This window comes from Moorena sp. SIO3I6 (assembly GCF_010672095.1).
On the sequence record NZ_JAAHHU010000023.1, the window covers coordinates 1 to 3,558 of the forward strand.

Sequence of the window (3,558 nt, forward strand, 5' to 3'; positions counted from 1 at the left end):
TCGCACTTATGAGGTACAGTATTCTTTCACCCCTTTGGGTAATTAAAAATTAAAAATTAAAACTTCAAAATAAAGAAAAGAAGAAACTTTGAATTGGAGCGTTCGCGTTTGGCCTACGGCCACGCTATGCGATCGCACCAAATACAACTACTCCCTACTCCCTATTCCCTGTTCCCTGTTCCCTACTCCCTACTCCCTACTCCCGATTCCCGATTCCCGATTCCCGATTCCCTAATTCCACTCTCCCTGAAGCACAAAAGCAGCCCAATAATAAGGAGACTTCCACTCAGTTTCCTGTTGCATCTCTAACTGAGCCTTTCTCAATGCCTCAGCTGGTGATAATTTCTGCTTCAACATCAACCGATAGAATCGAGTCATAATTTCTGCTGTGGCTTGATCATCAACTTTCCATAAACTGACTAATACCCGAGGGGAACCGGCATACATAAATCCTCGGGTTAGTCCTACTAGCCCTTCTCCCTTGATGTCCTTAGCCACTCCCGTTTGGCAAGCACTTAATACTACTATGTCAGCGTTTAGCTTCAGGTTAAAGATATCATGGAGTCTCAGAAAACCATTGGTAAAATTTCCAGTTTCATCCACTAAAGATAGTACAATTCCTGATAATTCTGGGGACTTAGTATTGAGGATGCCATGGGTAGCCAGATGGACGATGCGATATTGGCTCAGTTCAGGATTAGTGGCAGTAGTAAAATTAGCATTGAAGTCGAAAGCCGAGGTTTTTTCAGTGTCTTCTGGGATAAGGTTAAGGATAGCTTCCGCTTCTTGGCGAGTACCAGGTAAAGAGTCAAATTTACCATTTCTTAGGTTTTTCACTGAACGCTTAAGGGCAAGTGACCCTAAATCCGAGGGTTGTGGTTGAGAAACAGTCGTTTTGTCTTCGTTTACGGTTGCGGATTTAGAACCGAATAGCTTACCTAACACCAATTGCAGCCTCTGGGTAATGAAGCGAATAACACCTGGCGTTTGGTTCTCAGTATTGTTTATCCGTTTATCATCGATACTGAACACAGGATCCGCTAAGACCGCTAAAGCTTTCGGGGCAGGTTTTCGGGCTTGAGTTTGATGGCGGATGGTGGCTAAACTGGAACTAGAGGGTAAATTGATAATCTCGTAGTTTGTAATTAGGGGTTGTTGATTTTCTGAGACAGAAAGGGCAGCAAAGGGAATGTATTGTAAGAAGCCATCAGCTACAATTACAATCCGCTTTTTAGTTAATTTATCCTTAGCAGGCTTAAGAATTGCCTTACTTAATGGAGTTACAGCTTGAGTAAACGCCTTGGCATTGCTTTTGGTAGTAAACTTAATTAGATTCTTGACCCAATTGTTGATGTCTTTCTGGGATGGAAGTTGATAACTGGTCATTTCCTCTTTGGTAACCACCCAGAGATAACTTTGTTTTCTACCTAGAGAATACTGTAATAAAACCGTATCCTGATCTAAAATATCTTCTTTAATTTGTTCTAAAGTCAGGGGTTGAGGATAATTTAAAGCAGCATAGTTAGGACTTTTAGCCCGAATTTTAGTTTGTAAGTCGTGATACTCTTTTAAGATACTTTTACGTGTTTCATTGATCGCTTTTTTTTGTTCATCTGTACTATTAGGATTGTTATCAATCTCTAAGCGTTGTGTTTCGGTAGCATCAAGTTGACCTTGTAAGCGCTTTTGTTGGGCTATTAATTCGGGGTCTACGCCTTCTTTAATATTGGCATTGGCTTCCGTGAGTAATTCTAATAAGACTCTAGCGCGGGAACGTTCACTAATGTTAAAAGCTTGTTTATCGTAGCCCTGGGAGGGGTTTTGTTGATGGAGTTCCATCAATAAATCAATGTAGAATTGATAAGCACCTTGTTGGGTGGAGAAGTAAGTTTGACGGAGTTCTGGACTGACCGATGCTTTGGTGCGTAAATATTCTCTAATATGAATAGAATCTTGTATAGGAGTTAATGCCGCTTGTAGGTTGCCTCGACTTTTTTCCAAATAAGCCATATTGTAAAGGGTTGCTGCTTCCCCTGAGCGATCGCCCACTGCTCGCCGTAAGGGTAAAGACTGATGGTAGTAGTCTAATGCCTGCTGTTTCTCTCCTAAAGCAGAATAGACACCACCAATATTGTTGAGTGTTGTTGCTTCCCCTGAGCGCTGGCCCACTGCCCTCTGTATCTAGATCTGAACCTTGCTGAAACTTCGCCCATCCTAGATTTTTAAACAAGTTGTACTTAACCTCAGGAAAGCTATCCTGCTTCTGTGCTTCTAAAAGACCTTTATTTAGTAGCGCTACTGCTTGGGGATATTCCTTCTTTTTAATCAACAAGCGAGCCAAGTTATTATAGGCTTCTGGCACATCCCCTTTCACTGCTAGCAGATACTCGGTGCGGGCTTTATCAAACTGCTGCAAGTCCTCATAGAGATTGCCCAAGTTGTAGTGAGCATCCACATTATCAGGATTCAAAGCAATAGCTCTCAAGTAATTCTCTTCCGCTGTGCCCAACTCTCCCTGAACATAGTTTTCTTGTCCTTGATCATTGTAAGTTTCAGAAATTAAGGGCAAAGCCAACCAAAACAACAGTAAAAACCCACCCAAACCCACAAGAGAGCCAAATTTTGCCCCTTCTTGATGGTATTGGGGAATTCCTAATGTAGCGATAAATTTTTCCAGCCCTTCTCGTCCTGCTTCCGTCAGTTCGCTCTTAGCTTTCAGCAAGGTCAATAAACTCGGAAAAACCACTGCTGCTGCGCCCAAAACCCCGACTCCTCCAGTTAGAAACCGACTAGCAATATTAGCCAATAGCCCTAAGCTACCGGTCCAGGTAATTACTGTCAGCCCTCTGATTAACCAGTTAACCTGTTTGCGGTCTAAATGCCACCACCAATCCTGAGGGGGAGCAGGCAAACTTTCCCGACAGTCAGCCAAATTAAGGACTTTCAGTATCCTACCAGGATTGTCTTTCAACCCTGAATCCAGCACCATCACTTGGGATAGGATATCGCCAGCAACTGGATCCTGAGTTTTCAATACCTTTTGAAGAGCATCCCTAGCTGATAAAATTTCTAAAGCTTTTTCCTTACATAGAGAAACTTCTGAACTCTCTAGATACTCCAAAGCCTTCTGGTAGCGAACCAGTGCAAAGTAAAGTCCAGAATTAGCTTTCGTCATAGCCGATTGGAACTATAGCATTGTCTTGATGCAGCCTTATTTTATCAAAACTATTGAGAAGCAAGTATAACGATTCGTTACCAAAACTTTACTAAAGCTTTAAATTTATTTCACAGGATTTTTATGAATTTGTGGTAAACATGGGGAGTGTTTGCCTATCTCCCGACTCCCGACTCCCGACTCCCGATTCCCTATCTCCCAATTACCGATTACCAATAGTTTCTTTAAAAGCTGGACGTTCAGACAAACGCATCAGATAATCAGCAACAGCTGGATAGTCCTTAAAATCAAAGTTTACCAGTATTTTGGCATAAAACAAATAAGACCCTACTGCAATATCCACTATACTTAACTTATCTCCTAACAAAAACGGTTTATCCAGA

2 protein-coding genes and 2 pseudogenes are annotated in these 3,558 nt (G+C 41.9%); 1 reads left to right on the forward strand and 3 read right to left on the reverse strand.

Annotated features, from left to right (window positions below):
• The first annotated feature begins 88 nt into the window (after positions 1–88).
• Positions 89–235, forward strand: coding sequence for a hypothetical protein (locus F6K49_RS09020; protein ID WP_293095962.1), 147 nt, complete (start codon positions 89–91; stop codon positions 233–235).
• Here the strand turns inward: F6K49_RS09020 and F6K49_RS09025 are convergent.
• The 3 genes and pseudogenes from F6K49_RS09025 to F6K49_RS09035 all read right to left on the reverse strand — a co-directional run.
• A complete protein-coding gene (locus tag F6K49_RS09025) occupies positions 232–2,169 on the reverse strand; it encodes a CHAT domain-containing tetratricopeptide repeat protein (RefSeq protein ID WP_293095965.1) in 1,938 nt (645 codons plus the stop codon). The two genes, F6K49_RS09020 and F6K49_RS09025, sit on opposite strands and share 4 nt — an antisense overlap.
• 211 nt (positions 2,170–2,380) lie before the next feature.
• Positions 2,381–3,175 (reverse strand): annotated as a pseudogene (locus F6K49_RS09030) (tetratricopeptide repeat protein); the annotation flags it as partial.
• A gap of 280 nt (positions 3,176–3,455) precedes the next feature.
• Positions 3,456–3,518, reverse strand: a pseudogene (locus F6K49_RS09035) (hypothetical protein); the annotation flags it as partial.
• Between the last annotated feature and the right edge of the window lie 40 nt (positions 3,519–3,558).